Genomic DNA, 20820 nt, shown 5'->3' on the forward strand with positions numbered 1-20820 from the left:
CCCTGTGCTGGGTTGAAAAGGCCGCAGATGCGGCCTTTTTTGTGCGTAACAGAAAGGCTTTGTTGTTAAGCATCGCCAAGAGACAGCAGTGATGCATTGCCGCCAACTGCCGTAATATTGTTGCTGCGGGTTTTCTCGGTAATAAATCGCGGCAGATAGCGGGGGCCACCGGCTTTCGGGCCTGTGCCTGATAACCCCTGACCGCCAAAGGGTTGAGTGCCAACCATGGCACCGATCTGATTACGGTTGATATAGACATTTCCGACATTGACCTGATCGGCAATTGTTAGGGCGAGCTGGGTATTGCGGCTATGGATCCCTAAGGTTAAACCGAAACCGGTCGCATTTATCTGAGCGATAACGTCATTGAGGTCGGACTTTTTATACCTGATCACATGCAGCACGGGTCCAAATTGCTCTTTACTGAGCCAGTTAATACTCTCTATTTCCACTGCTGTTGCCGGCACATAGCTGCCTGTGTTGGTTTCTTCCGGCATCGGGGATTGGGCGATCAGACGTCCTCTACTCTGCATGTCTGCAATGTGTTGTAGCAGTTGTTGCTGCGCCGCCGTGTCAATGACCGGGCCTATGTCAGTGTGGTGATACCAGGTATCGCCGACATTCAGCTCTTGCATTGCGCCAGCGAGTAGCGCGATAACCTTATCCGCGATCTCTGCTTGCAGATATAGTACGCGCAACGCTGAGCAGCGCTGCCCGGCACTGGCAAACGCAGACTGGACTACATCCTTAACGACCTGTTCAGGCAGTGAGGTGCTGTCAACCAGCATACAGTTTTGCCCACCCGTTTCGGCGATAAGCGTCGCAATGGCTCCGTCCCTTGTCGCCAAACTGCGGTTGATTAGCTGTGCCGTTTGGGTTGAACCGGTAAAACAGACTCCGGTAACGCGGTTATCTTGCGTCAGTGCCGTTCCCAGCGTTTTGCCACTGCCGGGTAATAGCTGGATCACATCCGCTGGAAAACCAACTTCCAGCATCAGTTCCACGGTACGGTGAGCGATCAGACTGGTTTGCTCTGCGGGTTTGGCTATCACTGTGTTGCCAGTGACCAACGCCGCCGATATTTGACCGAGGAAGATGGCCAACGGAAAGTTCCAGGGGCTGATGCAAACAAACACCCCACGGCCCTGTACAAATAGTTCGTTCAGTTCGCCGGTTGGGCCAGGGAGTGGCGCGCCGGGACGGAATAACTTGCGTGCTTCAACGGCGTAATAACGACAAAAATCGATCGCTTCTCTTACTTCGTCAATACCGTCATGAAGCTGTTTACCTGCTTCGCGGGTGCACAATGCGATCAGCTCTACTTGATGGGCTTGCAGCTGGTCAGCTAGCGTTTCAAGTAGCTTGGCCCTCAGCTCTACCGACGTGTTACGCCAGTTTGGAAAAGCCAGATGGGCGACCATTAAAGCGTGTTCGCAATCAGCGGTGGTTGCCCACTGTACCTGGCCGACGATCTCATCTCTGTTACGAGGTGAGCAGACGGTTTGTGTCGCGCCTGAGACCGACTCTCCGTCGATGATAGGGTGAGCTTGCCACTGACAGTGCTGATATTCCTGCAGTTGTGCAAAGAAAGGCTCTGCCTGGGCGCTTATATCGAGGTTTGGTCCTGCGGAATTGCTCCGGTCGGGATAGATGGTGGCCGGCAACGGAATGCGAGTATTGATTAAGCTGTGAGCTTTTTGCAGGTTGTATAGCGGGTGCTCAGCCAAGCTTGCGGTTGGTGTATTGGGATCTACCAATTTATGGACAAAAGAGGTATTTGCACCGTTTTCAAGTAGGCGTCTGACTAAATAGGGCAGCAGATCTTTGTGTTCGCCAACCGGGGCATAGATACGAACAGCCTGAGTCGCATGGGTCATCAGCAAGGTGCCATAGAGTTCGTCACCCATGCCCCACAGTCGCTGAAACTCAAAAGGGCGGTTGCCGGCTAATCTTTGGATCGCCACCACGGTCTGCGCGTTGTGGGTGGCAAATTGTGGCAGGATCAGTTGTTCTGTCCGCGCGCTCAGCAGGTACTTGGCGCACGCCAGGTAGCTGCAATCGGTTGCTGATTTGCGGGTGTACACTGGATAGCAAGTTAAGCCCCGTTGCTGGCTCAGTTTTATCTCACTGTCCCAATATGCGCCCTTCACCAAACGTATCGGGATGGTATCGCCTTGGCTGCGGGCGATCTCGGTTAACCATACCAATGAAGGTAGCGCCCATTTCGCGTAAGCTTGTACGACGAGGCCGAAATTGCCCCAGCCTTTGGCAGCATCACTCCGATAGACATGTTCAAATATCTGCAACATCATCTCATGGCGATCGGCTTCTTCTGCATCAACCTGAATACCAATATTGAGACTGCGTGCCTGGCTAACCAGTGTGGCCAAACGTTGGCTCATTTCCGGGATCGCTTGTTGCTTATGACTGGCTTCATAGCGTGGATAAAGTGCTGATAATTTCACTGAAATGGTAGGGCGTGGCGCTAGTTCTTCGTCAAATTCTGCAGCCCCTAATGCAGCAATTGCTGCTTGGTAACTGGCCAGGTAACGGTCAGCATCCGCCATGGTCAGGGCTGATTCTCCGAGCATGTCGTAAGAGTGTGTATACCCGGCTTTGCGGCTGCTTTTACTGCTTTTGAGTGCTTCTTTGACGTTGCGGCCGAGGACAAACTGTTTGCCCATGATCTTCATTGCGGCGTACATTGCTTTGCGTACCACCGGCTCGCCTAAACGGGTGACCATACGGTTAAGTAGGTTGGCTGGTTCGCCATCAATGCCCTTATCGAGGGTGATCACCTTGCCGGTCAGCATCAATCCCCAAGTTGACGCATTCACCAGCATAGACTCAGAGCTTTTCAGATGTTTTGCCCAGTCCGCTCCGCTGAGTTTATCTTTGATCAGTGCGTCGGCAGTGGCACCGTCAGGGATACGCAGCAGCGCTTCAGCCAAGCACATCAGGATGATACCTTCCTGTGTGTCTAAGCTGTACTGCTGCAGGAATGCATCCAGCCCTTCACCCGCGTGATGTTCTTGGCGTACTTGTGTCACTAGCTGTTCAGCGCGTCGGGTAACTTGTTGCAGTTCGTCGCTTGGTTGCTCAACCAAGGCCAACAACTCAGCCAGATATGTAGCTTCATCAGCCTGATAGGTCTCGCTGATCTGAGCCCATAACTGGGACAGCGTTGGTCGGTATTCTACTGATAGCAATTGTGAAGGTCTGAACATGGCGTGCCCTCTGGTATTAACAGCGTTGCCATGGAGGGTGTGCTGGTACTCGGCTGCATTGCATCGGCGCTGCAGTACCATGGCAATCAGAATATGCCTTGATTTTAGACTGCAAAAGCTTCTGACTGCGATAGTGGCTAGATAAAAAAAACGGCCCAAATAAGGGCCGTTCCTGTAAACATTCGTGTGCTACAGCGGCGAACTTACATCCACTGGTCTTGCTGTTTTCTTCTGCGAGGTAGGAAAGGAATGATTATTCCCAACAAAATGCCGGCACCTAACACGATACCACCGCGCCAAAACCATTCCATCTGCGTCGATTCATCCAGTGTGTCTAACTCAGTGGTCAAGCGTTGATTGGCCGAGAGGGTTTCATCGCGCTCTTCAATTAAAATTTCAGATTGCTCTTGTAGCCCGCGCAGATTTTGTTTTAGCGCTGCCAGCTCTTCATTGCGTGCTTGGAGTTCCATCTGCAATGTTGCTAGCTGCTCTTCCAATTGCGGCATTCGATATTGCAGGCTGGCTTGTGCCATCAGTAGCTTTTTGTCGACCCAGCCGGTCTTCCCTTTAGGATCGGTGACTTTAATGTAGTCTGTATCACTCTGAGCTTGTTCAACCTTAACCCGGCTGCCCGCAGTAATCGTGCCGATGATACGGTATTGGGTACTAGGCCCGGTATGCATAAAAATGGTCAGTTCATCGCTGACGTAACGGTAACCACCATCTGCGGCTTGAGCGATAAAAGTAGGGAGAAGAAGAGCAAGAGATACCAGAAGTTTTTTCACAGCGGTGCCTTGTTATTGATTAAGGGGTAGCGAGTCTCAACAACCATGCTATTGCCTACCCCGAAAATTGGCAAGAGCCCCGGTCAAGGGGCCCGCTAAATCAAGAGAAAATGGCCTTTAATATGTAGAAGAATATGATGGACATCACGGCGCCTGCTGGCAGCGTCACCACCCATGAAACTACAATATTGCGGATCACACTGAGGTTTAGTGCTGCAATCCCGCGAGCCATACCTACCCCAAGGACCGCACCAACCAGTGTTTGCGTGGTTGAGATAGGTAAGCCAGTACCCGAAGCGATAACCACGGTTGATGCTGCAGCAAGCTCAGCGGCAAAACCACGGCTTGGGGTCAAGTGAGTGATCCCTTGACCAATGGTGGCCATCACGCGGTGACCAAAAATCGCTAAACCAGCAACAATACCAACAGCACCTAACGGCAGGATCCACCATGCCAGCGCCGCTTTCTTGGCGATTTCACCTTCGTTGCTTACTACCGACACAACGGCTGCCAATGGCCCAATGGCGTTAGCTACATCGTTCGAACCGTGGGCAAAAGCCATACAACAAGCGGTCACCACCATTAAAATGGCAAAAACCTTCTCGACATTGGCGTAGTGCATACGGCGGTCAGCCTTAGGATCAATCTTCAGGCGACTGATGGCTAAAGAGCCCAATATACCAACTAGGACAGCGATACCGATGGCCCACGCATAACCTTCCACAGGGCTAAGGTGTAAGCCAACATGTTTAAGGCCTTTCTTGATGGTCACCAGTGACAGTACGAATCCGGCAAAGCCCATATAGACAGGAACATAACGTTTCGCATTTTTTAGCGGATCGTCGGTATTAAAGATCAGCTTTTGTGCACTCATAAAGATGAGATAGGCAATAAAGCCTGATATTGCAGGGGTGACAATCCAGCTGCCGACAATCCCTGCCACTTTACCCCAAGCGACAGCGTCAACACTGACACCCACGGCAGCAAAGCCGACAATCGCGCCAACGATCGAGTGAGTGGTGGAAACGGGCCAACCCAGGTAGGAGGCGATCAATAGCCAGAAACCGGCGGCTAATAGTGATGCTGTCATACCAAACACCAGGAGTTCTGGTGCATCGACGAAGTAACCACTATCAATAATCCCTTTCCGGATGGTTGATGTCACTTCGCCACCGGCTAGGTAGGCACCGGCGAACTCAAAGATCATAGCAATAATAATCGCTTGCTTGATGGTCAGCGCTTTCGAGCCTACAGAGGTACCCATGGCGTTGGCCACGTCATTAGCACCAATACCCCACGCCATAAAAAAGCCGAAAAGCGCAGCAATCAGGATCAGCTCAAAGCTGTAATTGACTAAGATTTCCATTTATTCAGTACCTTATGAACGAGCCAGCATCAATTCCAGGCGAGCACCTACGCGCTCTGCTTGGTCAGCGACTGCGCCGACCCATTCAATGATGTTGTAGAGGAACATCACATCGACAGGATTGAGTTCAGATTCAAGGGAGCGTAACTGCTTGCGTAACCGGATCTGCATTGTGTCGGTATCATCTTCAATCAGATCCAGTTCGTGGATCATCTTTTCAACCAGATCAACTTCACGGCCGCGGAAGCCGGTTTCTAGTAGCTCATCCAGTTCATTGATTGCTTTTTTGGCTAGCGCAGTTGCATCGATACAGCGAGCAACATACTTTTCGAAGTCATCAGCGATCGATTCTGGGATCACCATCTCTCGACCCAGCACGCGTCCGGCAATATCCTTAACGATATTCGCGATCTTGTCCTGCTGAGTGAGCAGTTCCAGCATGTCTGTGCGCTCTACTGGCATAAACAGACCGCTAGGCAGCTTGAGGCGGATCTCTCGCTTCAATGCATCGGCTTCTTTTTCCAAAGTCGATATTTTGAGACGGATTTCAGCCGCGGCTTTCCAATCCTGCTGCAGAACGACTTTAAAGAACTTAGTTAGTTCTTCGCTGCAGGCATGAACTTTATTAATATGTTCTTCGAGCGGTTTAATGGGAGATTTAGCAAAAACTCCCATGATGTTATTTAATGGCATGAACGCAATTCCTGACGCTGTTTGTCATGAAACGTTAAAATTTGGCGCTGAATACTAGCCGATGTTAGTGAAGCATGAAACCTATTCAGTCGCATGTCTTGAAATTAGTGGGTGATTTCTCCGCCCGCTACAACAGAATGTAGTCGATGGAAACAGAAATAGAGATCAAACTTGTGATCCCCGGTGAGTCAGAGGCATTAGTTCAAGCAATTGAAACTGCAGCTGATATCTACTATTCCGCGGACAAGCAGCTGGCTAATATCTACTTTGATACGCCAGATCGTCAGTTACGCGCCATCGACACAGGGTTGCGTGTCCGAACTGCTGATAATGTATCGGTACAGACCATAAAAACCGCAGGACGGGTGGTGGGAGGGTTACATCAGCGCCCTGAATACAACGAACCTATTGAAGGAAGTCGTCCTGATTTAGCGCTATTTCCTGCGGATATTTGGCCTGAGACGATAGTGCCAGCACGGCTGGAAAAACAGTTAGTGCCGATTTTTAGTACTAATTTCCGTCGCCGCAGCTGGTGTCTGCGCTTTGATGATGGCTCAGAAGTTGAAGTGGCATTGGATATCGGTAATGTTGAGGCTAACCATCAGCAAGAGCCGATCGCGGAAGTCGAGTTTGAGTTACTGAAGGGCGATCCTGATCATCTATTTGGCTTGGCTCGCACTATCTCTGGTGCTGTTCCCGCAAGGTTAGGCCATTTAAGTAAAGCTGCACGGGGGTATCGTCTTGCCAAAGGTGAAACCCACTATGAACGGTGCCCATTGGTGCCGGTGCAGCTTAGTTTGGATATGTCGGTTGAAGTGGCATTCGAAGCGACTCTTAAGCATATCTTGGATACCATCCAGCACAATGAACAGAGCTTTATTAGTTGCCCTTCATTTGCTGCTGTTGAAGCACTTTATGATGGCTACCAATGGCTCAATAGCGCGTTGCAAGCCTACCAGGATGCGATCCCACTGGAAGCCAGTGAAACGCTGCGTGATGAACTGCAGTGGTTGCTTAAGACCTTGGCCTGGGTACCTGAAGCGTCATTTCGTCAGCACGCATTGGCCGATAAAGGCCATCAGTTGCGCAAGCTAGATGACCGTAAGTTGCTGAAATCACGTTTGGCTGAGATCTCGGATTCTTCTCCGGATGAAACCGAGGTGGTTACGCTACTGCTCTCCTCCCGTTATTGTCAGTTGGTGCTCTCTTTCACTGAGTGGTTGTTCGAACAGGGCTGGCGTCGTTATCTGTTAGGTGCGACATCACGATTAAACGAGCCGGTCATCTCTTTGGGGCGCGACACGCTAATTGAGCAGTGGCAACAGCTGCATCTTTTGTATGCCGGTCATGAGTTCACAGGTGATGATTATTTGAAGAAGTTTCCGCTGCTTAGACAAGCGTTGCAGTTGCGGCTCTGTTTTGCGGCTCTGTTTAGTAATGAGCAGGGCACAGAGTGCAGTGAAGCCTGGTTGGATCTCTCTCGCGGTACTGCTGAATGGTCGCAGTTAGACTATCTTAATGCTGTGGCTGATTCTTTAGCTTTGACCGACAAGAAGCCGTATCGGCGCTGGTTGGAGCGAAAGCGAAATGCGCTGTTACACGCACTTGAGCAATCCCGGCAATCAGCCCTTGATGATCCCCTTTTTGAATGAGCATCGTGTTTTTAGCGCAGCGCTGCTTTAGGGCGCTGTGAATCGCTTTTCATCGCTTAACAGGAACATCTTCATGTCCCAGAGTGACTCCACCTTTCCGATCTTACCGCAGATTCTAGCTGATGGTGCTGAGCGTTATTGGCAGCGTTTTCAAACGGCTTGTGAGCAGCAAGCTGTGTCTGAACCAGCTATTTCCGAGGCGATGAAAAGTAGCCTGTTGCGAGCGTTTGCGCTGAGTGACTTTGTGGCTGAAAATTTGATTAAAGACCCTGCGTGGGCATTGCAGGTGATCGATGGCGAACTGCAGCAGCCTGGCCCCGCCTGTTATCAGCAATGGTTGGCGCCGCAATTGTCTCAGTGTGGTGGCGATGAGCGCCAAGTTCAGCAGGTGTTGCGGGTTGCTAGGCGGCAACAAATGACTTTGATCGCTTGGCGTGATCTATTGCATATCGCACCGATTGAACAAACGCTAGCGCGGCTTTCTCAGTTTGCCGATGCCTTGGTGAGTCAGGCATTGGCGTGGGCCTATCAGCTGTTAACTACGCAGTTTGGCACGCCTATGGGGCGTCAAAGTGGCCAACCGCAACCGATGCTCGTACTGGGAATGGGGAAGTTGGGCGGTGGTGAGCTTAACTTCTCTTCCGACATTGATTTAATCTTTGCGTTTCCGGAAAACGGTGAAACCCAAGGGGCTCGCCGTAGTCTTGATAATCAGCAGTTTTTTACCAAGCTAGGCCAAAAGCTGATTAATTTGTTAGCTCAAAGCACCGCCGATGGTTTTGTTTATCGGGTGGATATGCGCTTGCGGCCATTCGGTGACAGCGGGCCCTTGGTGATGAGCTTTGCCGCGCTGGAAGATTACTATCAAGAACAGGGACGAGAGTGGGAACGCTATGCCATGGTCAAGGCACGCATTCTCGGTCCGCGCGGTCGCTATCACCAAGAGCTCGAAGGCTTATTACGTCCGTTTATTTATCGTCGCTATATCGATTTTTCCGCGATCGATTCACTACGCCAGATGAAAGCCATGATTAGCCGTGAGGTTCGCCGCCGATCGCAGTTGAGCAACATTAAACTGGGGGCTGGCGGTATTCGGGAGATCGAATTTATTGTTCAGGTATGGCAGCTGATCCGTGGCGGTCGCATGCCGGAGCTGCAGAGTCACGGGCTATTGGAGACGCTGGCCTTGCTGGGTGAGCATGGCTTATTGAACGCTGCGGATTCGGAAACGTTACGGCGCGCCTATCTGTTTCTTCGTCGCAGTGAACAGATGATCCAAGCGATTGGTGATCAACAAACACAGATGCTGCCAGATGGTGATGTTGACCAGCTGCGCCTAGCGCATGTGTTGGGGTATGCCAGCTACGCGCAGTATTTTGACGCGCTCATCCTCCACACTGATGCGGTACATGAGGTCTTTGCTTCTGTGATTGGTGAAGAGGAGGAGCGTAAGGAAGAGGTTGATGACTGCTACATCGAACTTTGGCAGCATGACTTTGAATTGGGTGAGCTGGAAGGGATTTTAACGGAGTGCGGTGTCGCCGAAAGCAAGAGTCAACGGTTAGCCAAACTGTTGCGTGATTTTCGTCTTCAATGCCAGCAACGCTCAATGGGTAATCGGGGTCGAGAAACCCTGTCGAAATTGATGCCTGGCCTACTCCAGCGCGTGGTGCAAGGTGACAGTCCAGAGCTCCTGTTTGAGCGCGTTACCCAGGTGCTCACCAAGATCTTAACCCGAACTGCTTACTTAGAACTGTTGCTTGAGAACCCCGGTACGCTGGATCAGTTGTGCCGACTATGTGCCGCCAGCCCGTGGATCGCCGAGCAACTGTCGCGTTTTCCTATCTTACTCGACGAACTGATCGATCCTGCCCACCTTTATCAGCCGCCAAGTCCGACGCAGTATCGTGAAGAGTTACGTGAGTTTGTTCTGCGTATTCCTGAAGATGATTTGGAACAGCAGATGGAAGCGTTGCGGCAATTCAAGCAGATCCAGCAACTGCGTATTGCAGCATCAGATATCGCCGGCGCACTGCCTCTAATGAAAGTGAGTGACCACTTAACCGCATTGGCTGAAGCGCTAATGGAACAAGTGGTTGGCATGGCATGGCAGCAGATGACCCTGCGCTATGGGCTTCCATCAGGGTTAGCAGATAATAGCTACGCTTTTGCTGTGGTTGGTTATGGCAAGATGGGCGGGATCGAGTTGGGTTATGGCTCCGATCTGGATCTGGTATTTCTGCATCAGGCACCGGCAGGTCATACCCAGGGTGAAAAGTCACTGACCAATCAGCAGTTTTACCTGAAACTAGGCCAGCGGATTATTCATTTGTGCGCCACCCGTACGCCTTCTGGTGTGCTGTATGAAATTGATATGCGCCTTCGACCATCGGGCGCTTCTGGCTTGATGGTGAGTCATATTGACGCCTTTGCTGATTATCAAGCAAAGGAAGCATGGACCTGGGAACATCAGGCATTAGTGCGGAGTCGAGTGGTCTATGGTGACAGTCAGCTGGCGGATGATTTTGCTCAAGTGCGCGCTAACGTGTTGCAACGCTCCCGTGAGCAAGGAACGTTGGCCGAGGATGTCGCGAAGATGCGCGCTAAAATGTACGGTCACCTGAATAAGGGTAACGCAGAGCTTTACGATCTGAAGCAGGATACGGGAGGGATCGTTGATATCGAATTCCTGGCGCAGTATTTGGTATTAGCCTATAGCCAGCAATATCCTGCGCTGAGCGTCTGGTCTGACAATGTGCGTATTTTCGAGACCTTAGCCGAGGAAGGTATTGTCTCTGCCGAGTTATCTAAACAGCTTATTGCCGCGTACTGTCGACTGCGGGATAAAAATCACCGTTTGGCTCTGCAGCAGTTACCGGGGCTGCTACCTGTTGATGGTTGGCAAGCGCTGCGGCAGCAGGTAAGAGAGGCTTGGCTAAGTTATCTGCCAGACTACCTGACACTCAGCGAAAGTAACTGATACTGCTGGAAAATAGTGTCGCGCTATTCTTCTTGCCGCCGCTAGCGAGGGGCTGTCGTTTATTAAAGTTCAGCTTGATGATTTTTGAGATAGTCAGCGCAAGCTTCCGTCGGCAGCGGTTTAGCAAACAGGTAGCCCTGTGCTTCGTCACACTTTAGTCGCGCCAGGAAGCGCTGCTGTTCGCCTGTTTCAACCCCTTCCGCGACGACCTTCATCCCCATGTTATGAGCCATGGCGATAATGGTGGAGACAATGACACTGTCATTACCATTATCAGGCAGATGTTGAATAAACCGACGGTCAATCTTCAACCGATGGATAGGGAATTTCTGTAGATAAGCAAGGGAAGAGTAGCCGGTGCCAAAGTCGTCGACCGCTAGGGAGATACCGAACTTGGCCAATTGATTGAGCAGGCGTGCTGTCTCTTCTGCGTCCGCCATCAGCATGCTTTCGGTCATCTCAAATTCTATGTCGCTGGCGGTAAGCTGGTGTGCTTGGAGTAACTCTTTTAATTGCGCCAACAGATCATGTTGATGAAACTGACGTGCCGACAGGTTGATAGAGATGCGTGGTGCCTTGAGTGCTTTTTTGCGCCACTTGGCTATCTGTTTGCAGGTATGACGCATTACCCACAATCCTAGATCGTTTATTAGGCCAGTCTCTTCGGCGACAGGGATAAATTCCCCTGGGTAGATAATGCCGCGTTTGGGGTGATGCCAGCGTACCAGCACCTCCATGCCACAGAGCGTATTATCCGCCAATGAAAGCTGCGGTTGATAAACTAACGAGAGCTCATTGTTGATGATCGCCTGGCGCAGCTCACTTTCCATCTTTAATTGCTGTGTTGTGCGTTGATCCATCTCGCCGGTGAAAAAGCGGAAGTGGCGACCGCCCGACTCTTTCGCTTTATACATGGCAATATCAGCATGCTTTAACAGGCTCTCTGCACTACTGGCATCATCAGGGAATACGCTAATGCCGATACTGAGGGATGGCGACAACTCGTGACCTGCAACATTACAGGGCTCACCAAGGGTTTCGATCAACTTTCTGGCTACCTGACTGACATCAGACAGCGCACCGAACTGTTCCAGTAACACAACAAATTCGTCGCCGCCCAACCGGGCGGCTGTGTCCATGGTTCTGACCGCTTCGGACAGTCGGTTGGCGATGGTTTTCAGCAGACGATCACCGGTGTCATGTCCGAGGGTATCGTTGATATATTTAAATCGATCCAGGTCAAAGAGTAGCAGTGCCACCCGGGTGTCTGAGCGCCTGGCGAGTGCCAACGAGTGCTCGAGGCGATCAGCCAAGAGCAGGCGATTCGGGAGGCCGGTCAGTGCATCGTGATGGGCGAGATACTCTAGATGAGCTTCATGCTCTTTCAGTTTGCGTTCCGACGCTTTGTGGCTGGAAATATCGATAAATGATTCACGGATCAGGCGCCGACCACTCATTGGGAATTGCACCATACGCACTTCGCAGGGCACGGCTTCACTGCCATGACGCAGGCAGAGCCATTCAAAATGCGGCACTTCACCATTCAGCGTGCGTTGGATCATCTGCGCTCTTACGGTGGTTGAGCTGCCTTTATCTGACTGCAACGAGGGGCTCAGGGTGGCAGGATCTGCTGTCATCAGATTGCGCTTATTGAGACCAAACAGCTTCTCCGCATTGCGATTGGCATCGATATAACAAGCTTTATCAACATCAAAAATCAGGATAGCTTCTGGCGCATAGCGCAGCAGTGTTTTGAGCCGTTGCTCACTTTCCCGCAGATGAAGTTCAGTCGCTTTGCGTTCAGTGATGTCGGTCGAGATCGCACAGATGCCAAATATCTCTCCGGTACTGTCTTTAAGCGGAAACTTATTAGAAAGGTAGGTATGTAATTTGCCGCCTTTGTGATAGCAGGTTTCTTCTACTTCGAGCCCACCTTGGTTGATCGCTTTTAGATCGTTGCTCCATAGTTCTGAGGCGATCTTCTTTGGAAACAGTTCAAATACGTTCTTACCGACATACTCCTCAGGGGAGGGGCCGTCGAGCAAGGCAAAGTGACGATTAACGAATAGTATATTGCCGTTAAGATCTTTAGCCGATATCAGTGCTGGGCAGTGTTCAATGATGGGCAATAGGTCTACTTCACCACTGCTTAAGGGAGATTCCGACATACGATACTGTTGCCGTTGCAGTACATGGAAATCCCATTGGACCTCAGCTAAAGCGGCAAGTGATTCACTTTGATCGGCAACCTGCTGCAATGCTGAGGTATCTGCCGCGTCCGACGTTTCCAAATAGATGACAGCGCTTAATGGTGCAGTACAGTTAAGTTTGAGCAGCCAGCTGTGATGCGACGCTGATTCATTTTCTAACTGCACAAAACTTTGGCTACTGGGCTCGACCCGCCCCAAGGCTGACCAGGGCAGTGGTGGTTCTAGCTCTTCGACATGATTACTGTGAAAGCTATAACTGGCTTGTTCTCTATGGTCGAGCACAAGCGCCACCATATCATCATCCCAAAAAATGATGCTGAGACGGTGATGGGCGCAGTATTGTTTAAACCAATCTGAAAAGCTGTCTAGCCATAGCGTCAGGGTTCTGGCTCTAAGAAGCGGCGTAAACTGATCCATGCTGCAGCAGATACTCCGTAACAGGCCGCTGATGCGGCACCTCTTTGGAGTATAGCAAGGTCATCTCATCCTGCTGTTTTTACGCAGGTATTCAACTTAATGTAGGGCAGCACCGGGCCATCAAAGCTTAGTAGTACGAGGGCTGCTCTGGATCGGGGCGAGTTTTAAAGCGCCGATGCATCCACATATACTCCTCCGGCTGTTTTAAGATCTCGGCTTCAATCAGCTGGTTTATTCTTGTGGTATCGGCAACAAGATCATCGGAAGGAAAATTGTCTAATGCAGGGCTCAGTGTTAGCTGGTACCCCTTGTTATTGGGTAGCCGGGATTGCACGAAGATCATTACTTTGGCTTTGCCCAATTTGGCTAGGTTACTGGTGGCCGGGATAGTTGGAGCGTCTTGCACGGCGAAAAAAGGCACAAAGATACTACTGCGACGACCATAATCTTGATCCGGTGCATACCAAAGCCGGTGGCCTTTCCGTAGCTGCTTAACAGCCAACTTAATGTCGCGCTTATCAATCAGGTAGGTCTTACCGCGGGAGCGGCCACGGTATTGGAAAAACTCAATGATCGGATTCTTATTCGGGCGGTAGAAACCGATGCCAGCGTAGGTATTACTGTACAACCGAGCGCCCATCTCTAAGGTTTGAAAATGCATGCTTAGAAAGACAATGCCTTGGTCGCCCCCTTGTTCCTTGGGTAGGTTCTCCATCCCTTCATAATGGCAAAGCTTCTGGATACGCCTGTCAGGCCACCACCAGGCAATGCCTGTTTCTATTACCGCCATGCCTGCAGATTCGAAATTTCTATCGACCAGTTGCTGTCGCTCGCTGTCACTCATCTGCGGAAAACAGAGCTGCAGGTTGCGGTCTGCAATGTCTGCGCGCTTTTTCAGTAGTTTCTGCATCAGACGGCCAAGTGCCCTGCCGAGCTTCATTAGTAAGGGGTAGGGAAGCAGCTGCACAATAAGCCAGAACACCCCATAGCCGAACCAAGTCAGCCAGTGGCGGGGGTGAAACATGCTTAATGTCAGTGATGGCGCTTCTTTCACTCGTCTATCCTCGGGCTTAGTGGCAGCCTGAAATCGTTCAGGGCAGGTATTGTAGATATCTGTTGCTAGCCTGTCGAACCACAACCGCTATGATTATATCTGTGAGTAAACTGGCATGTCGCGTGTCAGCTCATTAGAATATCGACAATTTATATCATCAGGACAAACAGTTATGCGAGTAAGCCTGCCAGATTTTGATACGGCCCAAGTGTTGGTAGTGGGTGATGTGATGCTGGACCGCTATTGGCATGGACCGACATCGCGGATCTCTCCCGAAGCTCCCGTACCTGTGGTCAAGGTTGAGCAGATCGAAGAGCGAGCTGGTGGTGCTGCAAACGTGGCGCTTAATGTGGCGGCCTTGGGTGGCAAAGCGGTACTTATTGGCATGACAGGGCAGGATGAAGCCGCAGACGCACTTGCAGGCAAGTTGCAGGGGGTGAATGTTGAGTGTGATTTCTACCGCCTTCCCAACTATCCCACCATTACTAAATTACGCATTCTTAGCCGTCATCAGCAGCTGATCCGACTCGATTTCGAAGAGGGGTTTGACGAGGTCGACCCCGCACCTATGTTGGCGCAAATGAAAGCGCAGTTGGCGACGGCCAAAGTGGTGGTGTTGTCTGATTACGCCAAAGGCGCGCTGTCTGCCGTGCAGCAGATGGTACAGCTGGCGAAAGAGGCCAATGTGCCCGTGTTGGTGGACCCTAAAGGTTCCGATTTTGAAAAGTACCGTGGTGCGACCTTAATGACACCAAACCTCGGAGAGTTTGAGGCTATTGTTGGTAAGTGTAAGGATGAAGCTGAGCTAGTGGAACGCGGTCACGCGCTCCGGGAAAAGCTAGAGCTGCAAGCCTTACTGGTGACTCGCGGTGAGCATGGTATGACCTTGCTGCAGGCCAATGAACCAGAGCTGCACTTGCCAGCATTAGCGCAGGAGGTGTTCGATGTCACAGGTGCCGGTGATACGGTGATCTCGGTATTGGCGGCCTCTTTATCAGCGAATAAATCATTTGGTGAAGCGTGTGCCTTGGCGAACGCTGCTGCTGGCGTGGTGGTGGGTAAACTCGGTACTTCAACTGTTTCGACTATCGAGTTGGCCAACGCTATCGGAGAACGGCAAGAGGGCGGTTTCGGTGCGGTCAGTGAAGATCAACTGCTTTACGCGGTTGAAGCGGCTAAAGCTCGCGGCGAAAAGGTGGTGATGACCAACGGCTGCTTCGATATTTTGCATGCTGGCCATGTGGCATATCTCAATCAGGCTGCAAAACTGGGGGATCGCCTCATCGTGGCGGTTAATACCGATGCATCTGTCGCCCGTTTGAAAGGCCCTGGTCGTCCGGTTAATCCAACCGATCGTCGCGCTTCGGTATTGGCGGGGCTCGGCGCTGTCGATTGGGTGGTACCATTCAGTGAAGATACCCCTGCACGTTTAATTGCTGCTGTATTGCCAGATCTATTGGTTAAAGGGGGCGACTACCAGCCAGATGAAATCGCTGGTGGTGATGCCGTACGCGCCAATGGCGGTGAAGTCCGGGTGCTAAATTTTGAAGACGGTTGCTCTACTACTGAGATCATCAATGCGATCCGCGGTGATAGAGCCGCTAAGTAATGGTAATTCGGGCGCTTTATTCACTCCTGCTTTACTTGGCTTTACCGGTTGGGCTTCTGCTACTGCATTGGCCCAAAGGCAGTAAGCCGAAGATAGGTAAGCGTTGGCCTGAGCATTTAGGCTTTGTGCCTCCAGTTGATGGCCATCCATTATGGCTGCATGCGGTATCTGTCGGCGAAGTGATCGCCGTAACGCCGCTGGTTGAGCGCTTGCTTGCCGAATACCCCAAACTGCCTATTTTAGTGACCACCACCACCCGCACCGGTGCCGATCGGGTACAAGCCGCTTTTGGGGAGCGGGTGATCCACCGTTATGCACCGTTGGACCTACCTGATGCCACCTCTCGTTTTCTGCGCAGAACTCAACCGCGTTTGGCGGTGATGATGGAGATGGAGTTGTGGCCAAACACGTTGGCAGCCTGTTGTCGTCAAAAAGTGCCGTCGCTACTGATTAATGCGCGGATGTCGGATAACTCCTACCGTGGATATCGCCGATTTCGGTGGTTAATCTCACCTGCCTTGCAGGGGTTTCATAGCGTGTTGGCCCAAGGGGGGCAAGACGCAGCACACCTTATCGAATTGGGGGCCGACGCCAGTCGTGTGACTGTTTCAGGTAGCTTGAAATTCGATATAAAGATCAGCGAGCAAACGACAAAGGATGGTCACTCATTTCGACAAAACATCGCTGCACGTCGTCCGGTCTGGATCGCTGCCAGTACCCATCAGGGGGAAGATGAGATCTTGTTGGATGCTCATCAGCGAGTTCGGCAACAGCATAACGACGCATTGCTGATCATTGTCCCGCGGCATCCGCAACGCTTTGATGCAGTTGCGTCGCTATGTCAGCGGCGTGCTGAGGCAGAGGGCATGATTTTTAATCGTCGTAGCTTAAATCAGTTAGATCCTACCTGTGGCATCTACCTAGCTGACACTATGGGTGAGATGATGTTGCTGTTAGCGGCATCCGATATCTGCTTTATGGGCGGTAGCTTAGTCCCTAATGGTGGCCATAATTTGCTGGAGCCAGCGGCCGTGGGCATGCCTACGCTAAATGGTCCGTTTGATTTTAACTTTACAGAGATTTCGCGCACGCTGGTTGCCGCCGGTAATTGCCAGCAGGTAGCCGATAGTGACAGCTTGGCGGCGGCTGTGAGTCAGCTAATCGCCAACCCCGATGAAGCCGAACAAGCTGCCAAAGCCGGAAAGGATGTGGTTACTAAGAGTCAGGGCGCGCTGGTGTCTACACTGCTAGCGATCCGGCGCCATTTAAATAGTGAAAATGCTCGATTAGTTTAAATGTTAAGCATTTGATCTACATCAACTCTTCAAAATTGTAAATTTATTAAACAGTTAACACATTTGTTAACAATAAATTAGCACTCGCCTCTAATCTTATTTAATGATATCGAGACGACGGCGCATTTTTCAGAATATTCTTAGATTCAGATTCTCACCACAATAGTATTTATAAGCGTGAAACCGATATGCTCTTGTATTCCGATAAACCAGAAGAATTTTCTAATTATTTTATAAATATTTGGATTCGAGTAATTTGAAAGTTCGTCAAAATGAAAGCGGGCGATTTGAATGGGGTTTAAAAAATGATGAAAGCATCTATCTGCTTTCTTATATGGTCACTTTTTACTTTATTTCCTTTTGAATGCAAAAGTGAAAGTATGGATATGACTAAGCAATTATTTAGATTGTGTGCTCTATATTCTTCGATTAACTCTTATCGAAATGAAGTAGGCGATTATCCCGATAAATTAGAAAAGATATATCATGAAAACAGGGATGCTAAATGGATAGGGCCATATGTTAGGTGGAAATATTATTACCTTGATATTTGGGGGAAGGAGATTTTTTACAAGTATATAGATAGAAATACTATGCCAATATTTTACTCGTTTGGGCCTAATGGCGTTGATGATAATGGCGATAGTGACGATATTAATTTTTCTGATTGTACTAAAAAATAATAAAGTAATGAAGGCAGGGTGAGATTGTCGTGTTTATGACGCGCGCCTTGGTCGCTTTTTGAGTGCCGATCCGCATATTCAGGCGGCTAATAGCGGCCAAAACCTGAACCGCTATAGCTACGTGATGAATAACCCGTTGAATGCGACCGATCCGAGTGGGTATATCTTCCAAATGTTAGTTGTTGCGGCTATTCAGTATTTCGCCTCCAATGCCGCTATTGCGAGTTTTTTCAGTGCAGTTTCGACTGTCTATAGCATGTTCTCGTTGGCTCAAGGTATCGGTCAAGTCGCTGCTGGGATTTCGCAAGCCTATGGAGCATGGACAGATGGTGCTGGGGGGCGGTACTGGGTAAAGCGGTAACCGGCGCCGCTAAGTTCGCTGCGATGACGTTGGTCAATATGTATATTGTTGCGCCTATGAAGGAGCGGCATTTAAGCAGTTGGGATTTGGGAAGACTGATTTACTTGCGAACAAGGATTCGGTAACGTCTGAAGCGATACCTACTAATGAGTCACCGGAAGAAAGAATTGCACGTTTACAACAAAAAGTATTTGAGGCCATACCAGAGTTTGAGAAGTATGGACATGTGCAGTAAAGAGTGGGCTAAATAGTGGATCTGCTGACTTTTGGGGTAGAACTAAACTAGGTTACTGGGAAGAAGAGGACCTGATTTTAATTAGAACCGCCGGAGTAGGTGACGAAGTTGTGGAGGCTACAATTGCTCATGAGTATGCTCATGTGGATGAAGCGTTTCACCTAGGGTTATCAAGGGAAGAATATGCGGTTCACGAATTTTTCACCCAGCTAGGCCACGATAGTGAAATCACTCAATTCGGAAGAGATTATCAAATCTATGCACTTAGGAGGGAGCTTCAGACGGAAAGCCAGAAGGTCGATTTAAACTATCAGATTGAACTGAATAAAACTCTCCCTAAAGTGGATTCTTTAAGTTGGAGACAACAGAAGATAGAAATGGAATGATGAATTTATTGAGGTTTAACTATAAATATCTATTTCTTTCTGTCGTTATCTTCATCCTTTCTTCTTGCAAGGATGAATCGATAGAAAGGTTAGCAATATGCCACTATCAGGCATTTGTTGTCGTGGTCGAAAACCATAATTATAACGAACAAGACGTTTCTATTGAAAAAGCATTCTCTATTTATGATGGAAAAATTAATTGCGGCCTGAATGCGGAAGTTGTAGATGGAAGGATACTTATCGAAAATGGATATTTTATAGAATATTATGATGATGAGAATAAATATATAATCACTCTATATGATGAATTTGGAAGCGAGGTGGAGGCATCCACTAAAGCGAAAATAGACAAATAGAAAGGACACTCAGTGCGCCGAGATAAATCGGCAAGAGATTGAAGGTGAAAGTCCTTTATTCGGTAAGGCTTAGCAAGCCGCCGAAGCCCCGAGTCATGGGCCGCTGTCAGTAATGGCAGAGGTTAAGCGTTGACAGGGGAAGCTGCAGGCTCAGTATTGAGATCCGAAAAAAAGTAAGGGGACAGCCACTTTTTTTAGTATATGAATCCAAGATCGAAAATAAACTTCCAAAGTTTAGAGATAAACCATTATCTAGCTATGAAGAGAGTGATATAGAAAACCCTAATGTTAATTTATTATTGGATCGCTTTATTTTTGCTTTGTCATACTAATATAGAAACTTGTCTAGTTAATTAGGTGAATAATTTGCTTCAAAGTCGATTTTCTAAAAAGATAGCATCATATCTCGTCGCTTTTATTTTTTCAGTCATGGTGGTTGATCTCCTAAGTGTGGCTTTTTATTACTTTGGGTTGAGTAGCTTCATTTCTTTCATTATTATTTCTATGTTGTTGACATTTTTTTGTTTGAAAAATAAGAGTATTAGATTGTTTTTTTTAGTGCTTCTTGCCTTGAGTTTTTTCAATCAAATTTGGAGCAGTGTGTTTTACCATAAAGATCTAGTCGTTTTAAATGAAACGTTATCGGTCTTAAATCGTAGTTATAAGGAGCAGGGAGAAAGTGTTTTTTGTGGAGGGGGTGGTTGCGATGTTGATCCTTTCGATAGCTCAGGTGAGCGACTAAAAACATATAAAATAATGAACGGGATGATAATTTATAGTGTTGGTCCTGATGGGATAGATGATGGTGGGGTCAGTAGATTTGATTTCACCTCAGGTTTTTTTACATCATTAGCCCCGAGGTTACTGTCTTATAAGATATTTACTCCGGTGTATAATAAATACTTATTTAGTGGTGACATAGTAGTGAATATACCTACCACGAAATAGCGGGAAGGTAAGGTGGGCGTCCATACATGTCTGGTAAGCACTTGGGGCAGCGGTTAGTAGCACAGCAAAGCGTTCTGCATGGCATTGATTAATCGTCATGTTGTGCTGCCAATTAATAGAGAAGTAGGGGGCAGCCACTTTTTATTTCCTTTTGAATGCAAAAGTGAAAGTACGGATGTGACTAAAAAATATTTATATTGTGTGCTCTATATTCTTCTGATTGTACTAGTGTTAAAAATTCGTCTTAAATAAGGAGACAGCCAAAACACCATTGCTGCAATCCTTTGCAGGCAATTACGACCAAGACAAGACTGAAGGCATTTCATTTGCAGACTACCTTGAATTGGTAGATTGGACAGGCAGGGCACAACGAACGGATAAACGCGGCAGTATTCTTAAGGGTACGCCGCCTATTCAGCAACGCTTAGGCTTAGATGCGGAAACCTTTATCGCAGCCATTCAGAAACCAAATCTGTCGCGCGGTACAGTGATTGGCAACATAGCCAGCAGAAAGTGCTACGCGCAATCCAACGCGAGAAGCAGGGGGGATGGGACCTGCGCTA

General features: G+C 49.2%; 14 protein-coding genes and 1 pseudogene. 8 read left to right on the forward strand and 7 right to left on the reverse strand.

The features are described 5' to 3' along the window. Positions 1–65 precede the first annotated feature (65 nt). The 4 genes from putA to DU002_RS04490 all read right to left on the reverse strand — a co-directional run bounded on the left by putA (position 66) and on the right by DU002_RS04490 (position 6071). The gene (putA, locus tag DU002_RS04475; RefSeq protein ID WP_114337384.1) at positions 66–3227 is read right to left on the reverse strand and encodes a bifunctional proline dehydrogenase/L-glutamate gamma-semialdehyde dehydrogenase PutA; all 3162 of its coding nucleotides are present in this window, start codon (positions 3225–3227) and stop codon (positions 66–68) included. A 203-nt stretch (positions 3228–3430) separates the two neighbouring features. Then, positions 3431–4012 (reverse strand): TIGR04211 family SH3 domain-containing protein, encoded by a 582-nt coding sequence (locus DU002_RS04480; protein ID WP_114337161.1) that lies wholly within the window; start codon positions 4010–4012, stop codon positions 3431–3433. A gap of 100 nt (positions 4013–4112) precedes the next feature. Continuing rightward, positions 4113–5378 carry an inorganic phosphate transporter gene (locus DU002_RS04485; protein ID WP_114337162.1) on the reverse strand — a complete coding sequence of 422 codons (1266 nt, stop codon included), beginning with the start codon at positions 5376–5378 and terminating at the stop codon, positions 4113–4115. A 12-nt stretch (positions 5379–5390) separates the two neighbouring features. Then, positions 5391–6071 carry a TIGR00153 family protein gene (locus DU002_RS04490; RefSeq protein ID WP_114337163.1) on the reverse strand — a complete coding sequence of 227 codons (681 nt, stop codon included), beginning with the start codon at positions 6069–6071 and terminating at the stop codon, positions 5391–5393. A gap of 146 nt (positions 6072–6217) precedes the next feature. On the opposite strand from DU002_RS04490, the gene DU002_RS04495 reads away from it, so the two are divergent. Together DU002_RS04495 and glnE are read left to right on the forward strand one after the other, a co-directional pair. Further along, on the forward strand, positions 6218–7723 hold the full coding sequence (locus tag DU002_RS04495) for a CYTH and CHAD domain-containing protein (protein WP_114337164.1): 1506 nt from the start codon (positions 6218–6220) through the stop codon (positions 7721–7723). 73 nt (positions 7724–7796) lie between these two features. Beyond that, a complete protein-coding gene (gene glnE / locus DU002_RS04500; protein ID WP_114337165.1) occupies positions 7797–10703 on the forward strand; it encodes a bifunctional [glutamate--ammonia ligase]-adenylyl-L-tyrosine phosphorylase/[glutamate--ammonia-ligase] adenylyltransferase in 2907 nt (968 codons plus the stop codon). Positions 10704–10765: 62 nt separating this feature from the next. On the opposite strand, the gene DU002_RS04505 is transcribed toward glnE, so the two are convergent. Both DU002_RS04505 and lpxL read right to left on the reverse strand, forming a co-directional pair. Further along, positions 10766–13330, reverse strand: a complete 2565-nt coding sequence (locus DU002_RS04505; RefSeq protein ID WP_114337166.1) for an EAL domain-containing protein — start codon at positions 13328–13330, stop codon at positions 10766–10768. Positions 13331–13457: 127 nt separating this feature from the next. After that, entirely contained in the window at positions 13458–14384 is a 927-nt protein-coding gene (gene lpxL, locus DU002_RS04510) for an LpxL/LpxP family Kdo(2)-lipid IV(A) lauroyl/palmitoleoyl acyltransferase (RefSeq protein ID WP_199405161.1), read from the reverse strand. A 172-nt stretch (positions 14385–14556) separates the two neighbouring features. Here lpxL and hldE point away from each other — a divergent pair, with 172 nt between their 5' ends. From hldE to DU002_RS04540, 6 genes and pseudogenes are all read left to right on the forward strand, one after another. After that, complete coding sequence (gene hldE, locus DU002_RS04515; protein WP_114337167.1) at positions 14557–15993, forward strand: bifunctional D-glycero-beta-D-manno-heptose-7-phosphate kinase/D-glycero-beta-D-manno-heptose 1-phosphate adenylyltransferase HldE; 1437 nt, start codon at positions 14557–14559, stop codon at positions 15991–15993. After that, positions 15993–17288 (forward strand): lipid IV(A) 3-deoxy-D-manno-octulosonic acid transferase, encoded by a 1296-nt coding sequence (gene waaA / locus DU002_RS04520; protein ID WP_114337168.1) that lies wholly within the window; start codon positions 15993–15995, stop codon positions 17286–17288. The genes hldE and waaA overlap by 1 nt, the downstream gene beginning before the upstream one ends. 305 nt (positions 17289–17593) lie before the next feature. Beyond that, entirely contained in the window at positions 17594–17971 is a 378-nt protein-coding gene (locus DU002_RS04525; RefSeq protein ID WP_114337169.1) for a type II secretion system protein GspG, read from the forward strand. Between the two features lie 37 nt (positions 17972–18008). Then, a pseudogene (locus DU002_RS04530) lies at positions 18009–18332 on the forward strand (RHS repeat-associated core domain-containing protein); the annotation flags it as partial. 345 nt (positions 18333–18677) lie between these two features. Further along, complete coding sequence (locus tag DU002_RS04535) at positions 18678–18953, forward strand: hypothetical protein (RefSeq protein ID WP_114337171.1); 276 nt, start codon at positions 18678–18680, stop codon at positions 18951–18953. Continuing rightward, positions 18950–19309, forward strand: a complete 360-nt coding sequence (locus tag DU002_RS04540) for a hypothetical protein (RefSeq protein WP_114337172.1) — start codon at positions 18950–18952, stop codon at positions 19307–19309. The genes DU002_RS04535 and DU002_RS04540 overlap by 4 nt, the downstream gene beginning before the upstream one ends. Positions 19310–20212: 903 nt before the next feature. Here DU002_RS04540 and DU002_RS19255 read toward each other — a convergent pair. Continuing rightward, entirely contained in the window at positions 20213–20395 is a 183-nt protein-coding gene (locus tag DU002_RS19255) for a hypothetical protein (RefSeq protein ID WP_147271769.1), read from the reverse strand. Between the last annotated feature and the right edge of the window lie 425 nt (positions 20396–20820).

The sequence above is a fragment of the Corallincola holothuriorum genome, from assembly GCF_003336225.1.
GTDB lineage: Bacteria > Pseudomonadota > Gammaproteobacteria > Enterobacterales > Neiellaceae > Corallincola > Corallincola holothuriorum.

Excerpts from the sequence above, each read along its gene's own strand:
- putA (WP_114337384.1), bottom strand. The coding sequence starts at position 3,227 with ATGTTCAGACCTTCACAATTGCTATCAGTAGAATACCGACCAACGCTG.
- DU002_RS04495 (WP_114337164.1), top strand. The coding sequence starts at position 6,218 with ATGGAAACAGAAATAGAGATCAAACTTGTGATCCCCGGTGAGTCAGAG.
- DU002_RS04485 (WP_114337162.1), bottom strand. The coding sequence starts at position 5,378 with ATGGAAATCTTAGTCAATTACAGCTTTGAGCTGATCCTGATTGCTGCG.
- DU002_RS04540 (WP_114337172.1), top strand. The coding sequence starts at position 18,950 with ATGATGAATTTATTGAGGTTTAACTATAAATATCTATTTCTTTCTGTC.
- hldE (WP_114337167.1), top strand. The coding sequence starts at position 14,557 with ATGCGAGTAAGCCTGCCAGATTTTGATACGGCCCAAGTGTTGGTAGTG.
- glnE (WP_114337165.1), top strand. The coding sequence starts at position 7,797 with ATGTCCCAGAGTGACTCCACCTTTCCGATCTTACCGCAGATTCTAGCT.
- DU002_RS04490 (WP_114337163.1), bottom strand. The coding sequence starts at position 6,071 with ATGCCATTAAATAACATCATGGGAGTTTTTGCTAAATCTCCCATTAAA.
- DU002_RS04525 (WP_114337169.1), top strand. The coding sequence starts at position 17,594 with ATGATGAAAGCATCTATCTGCTTTCTTATATGGTCACTTTTTACTTTA.
- DU002_RS04505 (WP_114337166.1), bottom strand. The coding sequence starts at position 13,330 with ATGGATCAGTTTACGCCGCTTCTTAGAGCCAGAACCCTGACGCTATGG.
- waaA (WP_114337168.1), top strand. The coding sequence starts at position 15,993 with ATGGTAATTCGGGCGCTTTATTCACTCCTGCTTTACTTGGCTTTACCG.